12 protein-coding genes are annotated in these 13,587 nt (G+C 53.6%); 5 read left to right on the forward strand and 7 right to left on the reverse strand.

Going from position 1 to position 13,587, the window contains the following annotated elements:
- Nucleotides 1-2 precede the first annotated feature (2 nt).
- The 4 genes from dgt to MN202_RS18445 all read right to left on the reverse strand — a co-directional run bounded on the left by dgt (nt 3) and on the right by MN202_RS18445 (nt 4,051).
- Nucleotides 3-1,460: a dGTPase gene (dgt, locus tag MN202_RS18430; RefSeq protein ID WP_335737614.1), complete on the reverse strand. Its 1,458-nt coding sequence runs from the start codon at nt 1,458-1,460 to the stop codon at nt 3-5.
- A 20-nt stretch (nt 1,461-1,480) separates the two neighbouring features.
- Nucleotides 1,481-2,143 (reverse strand): hexitol phosphatase HxpB, encoded by a 663-nt coding sequence (hxpB, locus tag MN202_RS18435; RefSeq protein ID WP_335737615.1) that lies wholly within the window; start codon nt 2,141-2,143, stop codon nt 1,481-1,483.
- A gap of 238 nt (nt 2,144-2,381) precedes the next feature.
- A complete protein-coding gene (locus MN202_RS18440) occupies nt 2,382-2,978 on the reverse strand; it encodes a response regulator transcription factor (RefSeq protein ID WP_335737616.1) in 597 nt (198 codons plus the stop codon).
- Complete coding sequence (locus MN202_RS18445) at nt 2,975-4,051, reverse strand: sensor histidine kinase (protein WP_335737617.1); 1,077 nt, start codon at nt 4,049-4,051, stop codon at nt 2,975-2,977. The genes MN202_RS18440 and MN202_RS18445 overlap by 4 nt, the downstream gene beginning before the upstream one ends.
- Before the next feature lie 249 nt (nt 4,052-4,300).
- Between MN202_RS18445 and MN202_RS18450 the strand changes: the two genes are divergently transcribed.
- From MN202_RS18450 to MN202_RS18460, 3 genes are read left to right on the forward strand one after another with little or no spacing between them, the layout of a single operon-like run.
- Entirely contained in the window at nt 4,301-5,266 is a 966-nt protein-coding gene (locus MN202_RS18450) for an alpha/beta fold hydrolase (protein ID WP_335737618.1), read from the forward strand.
- On the forward strand, nt 5,263-6,183 hold the full coding sequence (locus tag MN202_RS18455) for an ABC transporter ATP-binding protein (protein ID WP_335737619.1): 921 nt from the start codon (nt 5,263-5,265) through the stop codon (nt 6,181-6,183). The genes MN202_RS18450 and MN202_RS18455 overlap by 4 nt, the downstream gene beginning before the upstream one ends.
- Nucleotides 6,180-6,923, forward strand: coding sequence for an ABC transporter permease (locus MN202_RS18460; protein ID WP_335737620.1), 744 nt, complete (start codon nt 6,180-6,182; stop codon nt 6,921-6,923). The genes MN202_RS18455 and MN202_RS18460 overlap by 4 nt, the downstream gene beginning before the upstream one ends.
- A gap of 27 nt (nt 6,924-6,950) precedes the next feature.
- On the opposite strand, the gene MN202_RS18465 is transcribed toward MN202_RS18460, so the two are convergent.
- The 3 genes from MN202_RS18465 to MN202_RS18475 form a co-directional block, all read right to left on the reverse strand.
- Complete coding sequence (locus tag MN202_RS18465; RefSeq protein ID WP_335737621.1) at nt 6,951-8,207, reverse strand: DUF2235 domain-containing protein; 1,257 nt, start codon at nt 8,205-8,207, stop codon at nt 6,951-6,953.
- A gap of 106 nt (nt 8,208-8,313) precedes the next feature.
- Complete coding sequence (locus MN202_RS18470) at nt 8,314-9,657, reverse strand: sigma-54-dependent transcriptional regulator (protein ID WP_335737622.1); 1,344 nt, start codon at nt 9,655-9,657, stop codon at nt 8,314-8,316.
- The gene (locus MN202_RS18475; RefSeq protein WP_335737623.1) at nt 9,651-10,940 is read right to left on the reverse strand and encodes an ATP-binding protein; all 1,290 of its coding nucleotides are present in this window, start codon (nt 10,938-10,940) and stop codon (nt 9,651-9,653) included. The genes MN202_RS18470 and MN202_RS18475 overlap by 7 nt, the downstream gene beginning before the upstream one ends.
- 287 nt (nt 10,941-11,227) lie before the next feature.
- Here MN202_RS18475 and MN202_RS18480 point away from each other — a divergent pair, with 287 nt between their 5' ends.
- Together MN202_RS18480 and MN202_RS18485 are read left to right on the forward strand one after the other, a co-directional pair.
- On the forward strand, nt 11,228-11,719 hold the full coding sequence (locus tag MN202_RS18480; RefSeq protein ID WP_335737624.1) for a hypothetical protein: 492 nt from the start codon (nt 11,228-11,230) through the stop codon (nt 11,717-11,719).
- Nucleotides 11,720-11,787: 68 nt separating this feature from the next.
- Nucleotides 11,788-13,449: an isovaleryl-CoA dehydrogenase gene (locus MN202_RS18485; RefSeq protein WP_335737625.1), complete on the forward strand. Its 1,662-nt coding sequence runs from the start codon at nt 11,788-11,790 to the stop codon at nt 13,447-13,449.
- Nucleotides 13,450-13,587 lie beyond the last annotated feature (138 nt).

Raw genomic sequence — 13,587 nt, forward strand, 5'->3', positions numbered from 1 at the left:
AGTCAGCACCTGACACAATTAACCAGTGTCTGGTACTCGTCTAAGGCAAAATGATCGGTCATACCGCTGATGTAATCCTGCAATAACCGGCAGCGGTAATACAGCTCTAAAGCGCTGTCGTGCCCGGCTATATCAGCCAGGGCCAGTTGATAGGCGGCCAGGTGCTTATTGGGTAGCCGGTGTGCCAACCGTTGCTGCTGCGGCAGATGATAGGCCTGGTTTTGTAGCACGTCGCTAAAGTCGGCAGCAGACAGCTGTAATAGCGGCAGATAGCTGCCGAGCAAACCGGCAATAATACGAAAGCCTTGTAATTCCAGCGTTTCTACTTCGGCCTGGTTAAATACCAAACGGCGCGCTACCTGTTTAAAGGTGGCGGTAATGGCATGGTACTGGCTGTCATCTTCCAGCAGCGCACGGTTTAAATGGCCATGGTAAACCGCGTCCAGCTGGTCGATAAACTGCGCCGCCGCATGGCGAACCAGCGGGTGGATCATATTAACCCGCAGTTTAATAAAAAATGCCGACGTTTTGTTAATCGGTTCGTCTGCCGCGCTATCGATGGCGGCTTTTATCAGTGCGGCAAAACTTTCGCTAGCACCGCCTTGGGTGCTGATCAACCGGCCCTGAGGTTCAATGGCAGTAAAGGCCGCATTTAGCTCATTAGCCAGCTGCGGCAGGCTGAGTAAGCCTTTTTCTACCGCATCTTCAAGATCGGCCAGGCAATACGAAATATCGTCGGCGGCTTCCATAATATAGGTCAGCGGGTGACGACAGCCCGGTGCGGTATCCAGCTGTTGCCACAACTGTTGCACCAGTTGCTGCTCGGCAAAATAATAGCCGGGCTTTTTTTGCAGATAACTTAACGCTTGCTCTTTAGCAGGCTTAACCGCTGTCGCCAGCCGGGTATATTTTAAAATACAGGCCAGTTGCGAGTAAGTCAGGTTCATCCGCTGCAGGCTGTGCACCAGCCGTATCGCCTGGGCATTGCCTTCAAACTGGGCCAGTTCGGTGCTCAGCGTTTGCCATAACACATTATCCTGCAACTGATGTTGCGCACTTAGCGCTGGCAGCGTCTGGCTAAACCAGGCATTAATGGCACTTTCACCACTGTGGCCAAAGGGTGGGTTGCCGACATCGTGCAACAGGCAGGCCATTTCTACCAGCGATTCGAACGGCCGCTCCAACTCGGTTAAACCATATTTTGCTTGCTCAGCCGGTGATAACAAACGATATATCGTTTGTACAATAAAACGGCCGGTTTGCTGCACTTCCAGCGAATGGGTTAACCGGCTGCGCACTGCCGCATTGCGCTCCAGCGGAAATACCTGGGTTTTTTGCTGTAACCGGCGCACCGCTGCCGAATTAATAATGCGGCCACGATCGCTTTCCAATGCACTGTGCAAATCGCCAACGCGGCTTTGTAGTACGCGGTCTGCTTTGATTTTATTGCGAAAATCCATAGCTATGCCTCAGCTTGTGCTCAGTTGATTAAAGCCGCCAGCTGCCGGAAGTCGACCTCGGTAAAGCAGCGTATTTTATGATCAGCAATATCAAATTTGCTGTGTTGCCATTCGTGCGCCGCCGGTATGGCCACCACTGTCATACCGGCGGCTTTGGCGGCAGTTACACCGGCGAATGAGTCTTCAAATACCAGACAATGCTGCGGCGCGACACCGAGTTTTTCCGCTGCCAGCAGGTAAATATCCGGCGCCGGCTTACCGTGCTTTACCAGATCGACATGGCAGCAGGCAGTAAAATAATGTGCAATGTTCAGCCGCGCTAAGGTGGTATCCAGCAGCAATTGCGGAGAATTAGTGGCAACCGCCATTTTCAGCGGGGCGGCGGCGATAACATCCAGTAAGGCAGGCAAACCGGCTTTCGCGCTGCCAGAGTTGGTAATACCGCTGGCGACAAAGTCGATAATACGCTGATACACCTGTGCCGGTAACGGCCCGGGCCAGGGTTGGTGCTGATACCAGTGCGCGATCACGCTGGCAGTGGTTAAGCCGGTGCTTTGCAATAGCGGCGGCTTGCTAAAGTCGACGCCCAGCCCGCCTAAAATATGCTGCTCGGCCTGATGCCATAACGGCTCTGAGTCTATCAGTACGCCGTCCATATCAAAAATAACTGCCTGAAATGTCACGCTGTTTATCCGCTGGCTGTGCTTTTACAACAGCATAACATGGCAAAACTGACTTTTGAGCAAATTGGGCAGGCTAGTTAGCAAATGTACTTTAAGTTTCAACCGATCTTGAAAGCGGAATCGGTTTGCCCTAAGCCAACCGTTGAAGCCCCGGATGGGCTGAGACGAGCCCCCAGGGATGGGTTTACGGCGTGTTGGCGTGGGCAAACCGATGGAAGCCGGAATCTGGGCTGATCAGCTACAACCAGCCTTTTTGCCGGGCGATGCGGGCAGCGTCTATACGGTTGGCGGCGTTAAGTTTGCTGATGGCATCAGATAAATAGTTACGTGCTGTACCTTCGGCTATATACAGCGCAGCGGCAATCTCGCTGGTACTCTGGCCGTCGGCAGCCAGCCGCAGCGCCTGGCGTTCTTTGTCGCTAAGCGGGTCCTGATCACCCAGTGAATTTAACAGCAGCTCGCTGTCTACCACCCGTTTACCGGCCATCACCTGCTGTATCGCCTGCACCAGTTGCTCTACCGGCGCATCTTTTAATAAAAAGCCGCCGACGCCGGCATCCATCGCCCGTTTTACATAACCGGCCCGGCCAAAGGTGGTGATAATGACCACTTTAGTCGGCAGTTTGTACTGTTGGATATACTGCGCCAGCTCGATACCGGTGCAAGATGGCATTTCAATATCGCTTAGCAGCAAATCGAAGGCCTGCTGTTTTAACAGCGTCAGTGCCGCCTTGCCGTCAGCGGCTTCGGTTACCTGATAGTTGGCCTCTAACCGTAACAAGCTGGCCAATGCCGTACGCACCATGGCCTGATCTTCAGCCAGTAAAATATTCATTCCGTGCTCTCCTGCAGCGATAATTGAATGCTGGCTGCCACACCATTATGATGTTGTAGCGCCAATGAAGCACCTATTGCCGCCAGCCGCTCGCGCAAGCCAGCCAGACCATTGCCCTCTGTGATATCGCTGCTGTTGCCATTATCAGCGACACAGATCAGCAGATGTTTGTCCTGCTGCACAAAGCTTAACTGACAGCTGTCGCCCTTACTGTGGCGCATCACATTGGTGGTCAATTCGGTCAGTGCCAGTATGATAGCTGTCTCGCAACGGCTATTCAGTGCCGGCACTTCGCCTTTAAGTTCAGCCTGAAAGCCGGCATCACGCAGCCGGCCAAGCAGCTTATGCACTTCGGCCGCCAGACCCTGATGCTTGTAACCCGACACACTTTGCCGCACCTGGCTTAACGCATCGCGGGCAATCTGGCTTAATTCACTAAGTTGTTGCTGCGCCGCTTCGCCATGCTGGCGCGCCAGCAGTTTTTCTGCCAAATCGGCCTTTAAAATAATGCTGGATAAGGTGTGGCCCAAAATATCGTGTAAATCACGGGCGATACGCTCGCGCTCTACCGTGGTAGCCAGTTGTTTTATTTCATCTTCACTTTGTTTTTCCGCCAGACGGTGGCGCAATTTAGCCTGCTCGGCACGGCCTAATAAGCTGACGCCCAGCACTATCGGCACGCCCATCTCTAAAAACAGGTTCCAGTGAATAGTCAGCGTCAGCTTCAATACGACAAATAAGGCAACCAGTAGCAGCATCAGCAGCAGATAGCGTTTTAGCGTATAAGCAAAGCCAATAAAAAAGCCGGCATAGGCAAACATAGCAATAGAACCGGGATTAACCGGGGTGATCAGCGCCGCCACCAGCACGATACCGGCTATCGGCCAGTGCATCTCGCTACGACTGCAACGATAGGCCCAAAAGTAGCACACCAGAAATAACAGTAAAGCGGCTGCCATGCTGAGGTACTGCCACAGCGCAAAGCGCACGTTAAATAGCGGAATAACATAGAAAACAAGGTTTATCAGGTAAGCCCAGCTCAGTTTTCTTTCCAGCGTATTGTATGGCGTCATCCGTTTCTCCCACCGCCTGCCGGCGCCCGCTTTAGATTGGCTAAGTGTTAGTTGGCTAAGTGTTAGTTGGCTAAATGTTAGTTGGCACAGTGTAATCAGGATCAATAGCTTAGCGCCAGTGACAAAGGTCATATCTCCTTGTGGCATTTGTCATGCGCAACTGATGACAAGCGTTAGCTGTGCTATCTGCCCAGCCTGCTTAAACTGGCTGCATCAACATCACACAACAACATGAACAGGGCAGATAAGATGAAGACATTAAACAGCACACTACGCACGTTAACACTGGCTCTGGGTTTAAGCGGCGGCTTATTAAGCCTGCCAGCACTGGCCGCACAAGGCGCTATTACTGCGCCAGCACAGCAGCAGGCTTGTGCCTGCTTCGATGTTAAGGTAGTCGGCCAGGGCCCGGCGGTTATTCTGATTCCCGGCGTGGCGTCATCCGGTGAGGTTTGGCAAAGCACAGTAGAAGCGCTGCAGGCTAATTATCAGCTGCATATTTTAACGCTGGCCGGTTTTGCCGGCGTGCAGCCTATCCCGATGCAAAGCTGGGGCGAGGGTTATCTGACGATACAGCAACAGGCCATTTTACGTTACATCAGCGAACAGCAGCTGGATAAACCTGTGGTTATTGGCCACTCACTGGGCGGCTATCTGGCGCTGGCTCTGGCCGCCAACTCGCCAGAACACATTAGCGCAGCCATTAATGTGGATGGTTTACCGGCGCTGGGCGCACTGATCGGCGAAAAATCCGCTGACGCTAAATCCGCTAACCATAAACCCGCGAGCGCCGACGCTGCCAAGCCGGGCAAGAACCCCGCACCACAACGCGGCTTCGACCCGCAAAGCATGGCAAAAAGCATGGCCAGTGACGAAAGTTGGCAACAGCGCATCGTGGCCGATATGTACCGCTCAGACGGCATGACCTCGGGCCGGGTAATGGGCGAGCTGATGCGGGCAGATTTGCGCCCGGCGCTTAGCAACATCCGGGTACCGGTGCTGACACTGGGCGCATTGCAACATGGCGCACCTTATACCACGCCAGAACAGGTGCAAGCCGGTTATGAAAGCCAGCTGGCCAACGCGCCAACGCAGTACCACAGCTTTGCCTTCGCCCGTGACTCTAAGCATTTTATTATGGCTGATGCCCCCAGCTGGCTTAATCAGCACATAACGCAGTTCTTACAACAACATAGTACCCGGGGTGCACTATGAAACTGCAACCGCTAAACGTCACCGGGCTAACCAAACGTTATGGCGCTAACACTGTGCTGGCCGGTGTGGATATCAGCCTGGCCGGCGGCGAGGTGCTGTGCATTCTTGGCCCAAACGGGGCCGGTAAAACGACGCTGATATCGGCCATTTTAGGTCTGGTAGCTACAGATAGTGGTGAAATAACGCTGTTTGATCAGCTGCAATCCGGTTGTCAGCGATCCACGGCGCTGCGTCAGCAACTGGGCGTAATGATGCAGATCGGCAGCCTGAGTGCCAATTTAACCGTATTTGAACAGTGCGATTTATTCAGCAGTTACTACGAAGGCGGTTACAGTGCCGCCGAATTGGTGAAGCTGGCCGGTTTAGAGCAATACAGCCGGCAGCGTTTTGGCCGTTTATCCGGCGGCCAGAAACAACGCTTGTTGTTTGCGTTAGCGCTGGCCGGCAAGCCCAAACTGGTATTTTTGGATGAGCCAACGCTGGGCATGGATGTGGAAGCCCGGCGTGCCTTATGGCAGCAGGTGCAACAATTAAAACAGCAAGGGATCTCTGTCGTGCTGACTACCCACTATCTGGAGGAAGCCGAGCAACTGGCCGATCGTATTACTGTGCTAAGCCAGGGTGTTGTTGTTGCCAATGGCAGCCCAGCTGAGCTTAAAGCCTTAATGCAGTACAAAGTGATTAGCTGCTACAGCGCACTGTCTGATAATGCCTTGTTAGCACTACCGGCCGTGCTGCAACTCAGCCGGGATAAAGACCGTATCACCCTGCATAGCAGCCATGCCGAGCAGAGCGTTAAAGCCTTGCTGCTGGCAGACGACAGTGTCAGTCAACTGGAAGTGCGACCGGTCGCGCTGGAGCAGGCTTTTTTACAACTTACCCACAACAGCAGCACACAACAGGAGCAGGCGGCATGAATACTACGCTGATCTATCGCAAAGAAGCCTGGTACGACTTACTCAGTGTTTGGCGCACCCCGGGTTTTGTCTTACCGGCATTGGCTTTTCCAACGGTGTTTTATCTGTTCTTTGGTGTGCTGCTAAATAGCGGCGCCGCCAGTGCCTATATGTTGGTTACTTATGGCTGCTTTGGCATCATGGGCCCGGCGATGTTTAACTTTGCCATCAATATTGCCGGCGATCGCGGCCATGGCTGGCTGACGTTAAAACGGCTATCCCCCATGCCTACTGCCGCCTACCTGCTGGCCAAATTCAGCACAGCCCTGCTGTTTTCGCTGCTGATCATCCTGATGTTGTTCAGCATAGCGGCAGTGTTTGCCGGTGTGCAGCTAGCAGCCGGGCAATGGCTGCTGCTGGCACTGGTGTTAATACTGGGCACGGCCCCCTTTGCAGTTATCGGGCTCATTTTAGGCTTAACGCTAAGTGATAAAGCTGCCCCCGGCGTGGTAAATCTGATTTATCTGCCGATGGCGCTGTTGTCCGGCCTCTGGCTGCCAATTCATATGTTGCCTGCCGCACTGCAGCACGCCAGCTGGATCTGGCCCAGCTATCATTTGTCGCAGTTGGGCCTGAAAGTGATAGCTATGGATCAGGGCCATGCATGGTGGTTACATCTGCTGATCCTGCTTGGCATGAGTCTGCTATTAACGGTTGTAGCATTGCGGTGTTTTAAGCGCATGACAACAGCCCAGGGCTAAGCTTACAGCACAGCGCTGCCTGAGCACTCAGGCAGCAAACTGCAGGCCGTACTGATTACCCTTTTTCCAGCGGCAGTGCACACTGGTGTTGGCAAACAACCCACTTTCAATACTCAGGCTGTCACCGGGCTGCAAGTCACCGTTATAGCGAATACGCACGCCACCGTCCTTGCTAAAATCCAGCACCTGACAGCTGGCGGCAAATTCTTTTAACGTTAACTGCGCCGCCGGGGTGTCTGTTACCAGCTGGCGCACCTTACTGCGGCGATTTGCCAACTTGTCGACCGGCGGAAAATCCGGATTCTTTGGCTGATAATCGCCAGCGGCAATGCGCTGATACACACTGTCATGAATACTGATATTAATTGGCGGGTTGGCCGGATCACCATAGATGCGCCGCAACGATTCGGCCGTACCAATACGTTCCAGCAACTTATAGCTAAACGAGTAAGAATCATGCGGTTGCATTTGCAAATCAGGCTTCCACAACGCCCGTAAATAGGTGTCGTTAAACTCCAGCCCCAGTGCGCAGGCTTTCATTACCATCCACTGCAAAGCGATATCGGACAAGCCACTTTCTTCATAGCCGCCGCCAATATCGGCATGGGAGCCACAAAACCAGCATTGCTCAATATACTGATCCGCTTTTGCTTCGCCGGTCCATAAATCCGGCTGAAAAGGCGCACGCCGCTCCTCTAATGCCAGTGCATGGTAAGCATGTTTTACCTGCTCGCAAAGATGGGTGTTAAAAAAGCCAACCCAGCGCCGGGTTAGCTTGCCCAACAACGGTGTCGGAGCCCCTAAGGCGCCGACCGTATCAAACACACCAACCATACGAATATCAGGCCGGTAATGGTTGTCATATTCACCTTCTGGCCGCTGATCCGGCTGGGTGCGGTAATATTTATACGCCTGCTGTAATTTATCCAGCGAACTTTTTTCCAGCAAACCTACAGCATGAATAAGGCCAACAAAGGCCCGGGCGGTATAAGCCCCCCGGCTAAAGCCAAAGGCGTAGATTTCATCTCCTAACTCATAGTTGTGGATTAAAAACCGATAACAATCGAGCACGTTTTTTTCCAGCCCGCTGCCAAAAGCACCGCCAATAAACTTATCTATCGGGCCGCCGGTACCGACACCCTGATCATAAAACACCACCTGATGCACGCCATCGCTGGCCGTGGGTTTAATACTGCGCACCAACTTCGTTACATTGGTAGGGGTTTCATCCGGTTGATACCAGGTGCCGTCACAACAAATAATAATGCGTTTAGCTGCCGTCATCAGTTAGCTCCTGCACAGGTAGGCCTGCTGCCGCTTATCAGTAGCAAAGCCCTGGCCGCTAAGTATAGCTCAGGCTGGTTAAAAAATAAGCAATTCTAAGGCCGTGCTAGTTGCCCAGCTGATATTTTTCCAGCCGGTATAGCAGGGTTTTGTAGGGTAATTGCAGCAATTTTGCCGCTTGCGCCTTATTACCCTGCGCCAACTGCAAGGCCTGGCGCAGGCAATCCTGTTCATGCTGCTGCCAATTTAGCCCTTGTGGCGGCAGGCGAAAGCCGCCATCAGGCACAGTCTGGGCTAGCAGTGCCTGTTGCAGCTCCTGCTCATCCGCCAATAAGGTAAAACGCTCAATGCAGTTGGCCAGTTCACGCACATTGCCGGGCCAGTGATAATCCATCAGCTGCTTTAATGCCGTTTTACTCAGCTGCACTGCAGCTAGTTGGTAGCGCTGCTGGTTAAGTTGCAAAAAATGTTGGATCAGCCGCGGTATATCTTCGCGGCGCTCTCGCAGGGCCGGCATATGCACCGGCACCACATTAAGCCGGTAATACAAATCTTCGCGAAACCGGCCCTGCTGCACCGCCTGGGCTAAATCCTGATGGCTGGCCGCAATCAGCCGGATATCCAGCCGTACTTCCTGATGGCTACCCAGCCGGGTGACGCTGCCTTCCTGCAATAAACGTAGTAACTTGGCCTGCAGCGTCAGCGGCAGCTCGGCCACTTCGTCAAGAAACACGGTACCGCCGTTAGCGGCTTCAAATTTACCGGCTTTGCTACTGGTCGCACCGGTAAAGGCGCCCTTTTCGCTGCCAAATAACTCAGCTTCGGCCAGCTGCTCGGGTATGGCGCCACAATTAATGGCGATAAAAGGCGCTTTGTTGCGGCCCGACAACTGATGCAAGGCCCGGGCTGCCAGTTCTTTGCCGGTGCCGCTTTCGCCGCTTATCAGCACAGTGGCATTGCTGTTAGATACGCGGTTAATGCGGTTAAACAGCTGCTGCATGCAAGGGGCATTGCCAATCAGCTCTACCAGCTGGCGCTGCTCGCCTAACTGTTCGCTTAGCTGGCGGTTGTGCCGGCGCAGCGTGCGGGCATTCAGGCCTTTGGCTATCGCCAACAACAATTCCTGTCGTTTAAACGGCTTGGCCAGATAATCATCGGCACCGGCTTGTATCGCCTCTACCGCATGGCTGACCGAACCATAGGCGGTGGCCACAACAAAACCGGTATCGGGCAACTGGCTGCGCACATACTGCAGCAGCTGCAAACCATTACCAGTACCCAACTTCCAGTCACTGAAGACCAGCGCAATATCCGGCTGTTGTTTTAGCAACAGGATCGCCTGTTCAACACTGTCGGCGGCATACAGCTGATACTGCTCGGCCTGCAGCAACTGGCAAATCAGCTGGCGCTGCTGGCTGTCATCTTCTACCACCAAAATGGCCGTTAGCATGTCACTGACTCCCCGGCTGTAAAACAGATGCAAACCCGACAGCCGCCGCGGGGACGGTTTTGCAGGCTAATGTCGCCATTATAGTAGCGGTGCAATAACCGCTGCGCGATATACAGCCCCATGCCGGCACCTTCTGCTTTGCTGCTGCAATGCGGGCTAAACAGCTGGCTGGCAATGGCATCTGTCAGCCCGGCGCCCTGATCTTCAATGCAAATCTGCCGCAGCTTGTTGTCCAGCGTCAGCTTAATTACGCCACCCTGGGGTGAGGCTTCCACCGCATTGCTTAATACTGCATGTAAGATGGTACGTAACTCGGTTTCTGCGCCGGCAATACTAAGATCATGATCACCGGCCAGTTGAAACTGCACGCTGGCGCTGCTGAATTCCAGCATGAGATCCTGCAGCACCGCCAGCAATGACACCTGTTGCTGGCGGTTAATATCGGCGCAGCTTAACGTCAGCAACGCCGTAAGACTGCGATTTATTTGCTGCATTTTTTGCTCAGCAGTGTCGGCCAGCCGCTGGCGCAATGTCGCGTCGTCACTTAGCGCCACCTGCTCCAACAGCAAGGTCAGGGTATGAATAGGGTTACGTAGCGCATGCACCATGCCGCGGCTTATTTCGCCCAGTTCGACTAAATGCTGTTGCTGCTGTGCGTGCTGCGCCTGTGCAGCCAGCTGTGCCAACTGACTGCTCATCTGATTAAACTGCTGTGCAACATAGCGGTATTCGCGTAACCCCTGCTCTTCTATGGTTTGCCCCAGCTGACCTTGCTGCAAAGCACGAAAGCCAAGCACCAGCTGATCGAGCGGGCGCATAAAACGGTGCGCCAGCCATAGCGCCAGGCCTATCGCCATCAGCGTACTAAGCGCGATCAGCAGCAGGGTATAACGCATAAAATCGGTCACTACCGGGCTGACGCCTTGCTGGCTTTTAACATGCCAGGTTTTCAGCTGTGGTGGGGCATCGCTGGCGGTTAGCTGGTGCAGTTGCTGCTGCATTTCAGTTTGCAGATTACGCTGGATAACGAGCTGATCAGCCTCCAGCTCGATGACTTTAATTTCACGCTGTACTGTTTTGCTGTGCTCTGCTGGTTGCTGCCCCGCTGCCGGTTGTAATTTTTCTGCCGTCATTTGCAGTACTACCCGTGTCAGTTGCTCGCTCTGCTTGCTGATTTCCTGCTCCAGCCGCTGGTTAAAACCATACACCAGCGCCATCTGGCTTAGTGCCATCAGCAGCAACAACGCAATAATCCCACCAAATAATACCGTACGAATGGACATGAACTCACCACTTAGCCGTTAGCGGACAACCTTAGCCGCCTTAGCTTATATTCAAATTAAATGCCAGCTTGCAAATTTACAAAGTAACTGTAAATCAGAAGGTTACAACAACACCATCAGCCTTGGCCGGCCACAGTTCCGCATATGCGGCATAGCATATCCCGATATCGGCAGTTTTATCGTCCAGAGTATAGCGGCAATTTCATAAATTTATGATTCATAACACTATTTAAAGTTGGCATTAATATTTCAATAGCCAGAGGGCAAATCAACTAAGGAGTATTACCATGCAACATATCAAACTGACTGTACTGGCGCTAAGCGCTGCCCTGCTAAGTTGTACCAGCCTGGCGCAGGATGAACAAAAAATTGAAGTGATTAAAACCGACAGCAAAGCCAAAGTGATCTGGCTAGACAACGGCGACAGCCAGACCATTAATCTGGACGGCGTCGATCTGTCTGACAAGGCCGCGCTGCAGCAGGCACTGTCTGCGTTGCCGGAAGAAAAACGTAACAAGCTGATCGCCATGTTCAGCGAGGGTGAAAACGGCAAAGTGCATATCCTGTCCGGCGCCGACGGTGTGGCGCTGCACAGTAAGAAGATGGTGATTGAGCTCGACAAAGACAGTGACAGCGAGGCCGTTGAGCATAAAGTGATTAAAATTCACCGAAGTGGCAAAGGCGGCGAGTTTGAGCTGGTAACAAGCCTGCTGGAAAATGGCAAGTTCAGTAAAGAGCAGTTACAGCAACTGCAGGCGCTGCTTGACGCCAAACACTAAGCCAGGCGGCAAACTTGAGTTCTGCTCCGCGCCATGCTTCACTGCTGTAACAACAGCAGGAGGCGCGGATGTCAGATAATTCCCCAACAACAAGGCCTTACAGCGCCTTAGCTGAAACCCATCAGGTACTGAACCAGCCGTCATCGTTAACCCCGTTTAACAGCTGGCTGAGCGACAGCAGCTTGCAATACTGGGTAAGCCGCTTTGGCGCCGTGCACAGCGCCGATCTCGCCAGCTATGGCAGCTTATGCGGTGGCGCGCTGGCGGAGGCCGGTTTTCTGGCCAACCAATACCCGCCCGAATTTCACAGCCATGACCGCTTTGGTAACCGAATTGACGAGGTGCGCTTTCATCCGGCCTACCATCAGCTGATGCAGGCGGCAATTACCTTTGGCCTGCCGTCAGCGCCCTGGGTTAAGCCGGGCAAAGGCGCCCAGGTAACGCGCGCTGCCATGGTGTATCAGCATATGCAGGCCGATGCCGGTTCCGGCTGCCCGCTAACCATGACCTACGCCGCCGTACCGGTGCTAAAGCAAGCACCGAAAGCCGCAGCCGACTGGCTGGCTAAAGTACTCACCGCACAGTATGACCCTGACAATAAACCCTACTTTGCCAAAGCCGGCTTAACTATCGGCATGGCGATGACAGAAAAACAGGGCGGCTCGGATGTACGCGCCAATACCACCCGGGCCATGCAATTAAGTGAAGATGAATACGAGCTGGTGGGGCACAAATGGTTTTGCTCGGCGCCGATGTGCGACGGCTTTTTAACGCTGGCACAAACCGATGCCGGCTTAAGCTGCTTTTTATTACCGCGCTGGCGGCCGGATGGCAGTAAAAATCAGTTTTATATTCAGCGCCTTAAACACAAGCTGGGTAACTGCTCTAATGCGTCATCTGAAGTAGAATTTCGCGGTGCCTTTGCCTGGCGCATTGGTGATGAAGGCCGCGGCGTGCGCACCATTATCGATATGGTGGCACTGACCCGGTTTGACTGCATGTTAGGCTCGGCCGGTTTAATGCGCGCCGCTTTAGCCCAGGCGCTGCACCATACTGCCGGGCGCAGCGCCTTTGGCAAAAACCTGCAGCAGCATGCGCTGATGCAAAATGTGCTGGCCGACCTTACGCTCGACAGTGAAGCGGCGCTGGCACTGAGTTTACGCGTCGCCTACGCGCTGGATAATCAGGCTGTGGTGAGCGAGCAGCAGTTTGTCCGCCTGGCCACCGCCATCGGCAAATACTGGATCTGCAAACGCGCACCACAGTTTTGTTATGAAGCGATGGAGTGCCTTGGCGGCGTCGGCTATGTCGAAGAAAACATCCTGCCAAGGCTATATCGCGAAGCACCGGTGAATGCCATTTGGGAAGGCTCCGGCAATATTCAGTGTCTGGACGTGCTGCGCGCCATGCAAAAAGAGCCCGAAGCCTTAGCCGCCTGCCTGAGTGAACTGCAAAGCGTAACCGGCCGCAATCAGGATTACGACGCCGCCTTTTCCCGGCTGCAGCAAGCATTGCAGGATAGCGCCACGCTGGAATACCGCGCCCGCAGCATTGTCGATAAATTAGCGCTGCTGTTACAGGCCAGTGTGTTGCTGCAATATGGCGAGACCATGGTCGCCGACGCCTTTATCCGCGCCCGGCTGATTCCCGGCATTTGCAGCAACTACGGCACCCTGCCAGTAGATATAGACTGCACGGCGTTACTGGCCAGAGCACAGCCGAAGGTATGACAGTCTGCCAAGAGTAAATACAGAAGGGCAGGTTACTTTCAATCTGCCTCTGATAATCGGTGGTAATACCCCCTAAAAATAACTGACGTCAAAAGTAGAATTTTCTCGTAACATAAACGCAGGAGATTCTGCATGAAA

The organism is Rheinheimera muenzenbergensis (assembly GCF_036984005.1).
GTDB classification, from domain to species: domain Bacteria; phylum Pseudomonadota; class Gammaproteobacteria; order Enterobacterales; family Alteromonadaceae; genus Alishewanella; species Alishewanella muenzenbergensis.